The following is a 727-nucleotide window of genomic DNA, read 5'->3' as shown; positions in this document are numbered from 1 at the left end:
CGCCAGCAACTCGGTGGCTGAAGGTGGCCAGATCACCTACACCGCGACCTTGACCAACGCCGCTGGCTCGCCAGTGACCGTGACCTTGTCGAACGGCGCTGTGATCACCATCAAGGCTGGCGAAACCACCGGCACCGCAACTGTTCCGGCACCTTCCGATGACGTCTACAAAGACGCCGGCTCTGTTCAGGCCACGATCACCAGCGCCACCGGTGGTAACTTCGAAAATCTCGTGCCGAGCACCACGCCAGCGATCACCCAAGTCACCGACACCATCGATACTTCGACCGTCAAACTGACCGCCGATACGTCGGTGGCCGAAGGCGGCACCGTGACTTACACCGCCACCGTCGGCGCGCCAGTCACCGGCTCGCCTGTGGTCGTGACTCTGGCCAACGGTCAGACCATCACCATCGGCGTCGGTCAGACTACTGGCACTGCAACCGCTGTTGCTGCGAACGACGCGTTGGTCGGTAATGCGCCGATCACCAATTCGATCACTGGCGTAACTGGCGGCAATTTCGAAGATCTGGTGGCGGACAAAACTCCAGTTTCGACTTCTGTCACCGACGTTACCGACACCACCAACCTTTCGCTGAGTGCGACCGGTTCTGTGGCCGAAGGTGGTTCGATTGTTTACACCGCTACACTGACCAACGCCGCTGGCTCGCCAGTGATCGTGACCCTGTCGAACGGTGCCGTGATCACCATCAAGGCTGGCGAAACC

Annotated in this window: 1 protein-coding gene; it reads left to right on the top strand. The window is 60.5% G+C overall.

Going from position 1 to position 727, the window contains the following annotated elements; all coding sequences use genetic code 11:
- Nucleotides 1–727 (top strand): immunoglobulin-like domain-containing protein (locus V8J63_RS27685; protein WP_336464966.1); only part of this gene is annotated, 727 nt, incomplete at both ends.

This window comes from Pseudomonas sp. CCNWLW23, from assembly GCF_037095675.1.
GTDB classification, from domain to species: domain Bacteria; phylum Pseudomonadota; class Gammaproteobacteria; order Pseudomonadales; family Pseudomonadaceae; genus Aquipseudomonas; species Aquipseudomonas atacamensis.
Note: the sequence above shows the minus strand (reverse complement) of the source record. Positions and strands in the feature narration are given on the sequence as shown.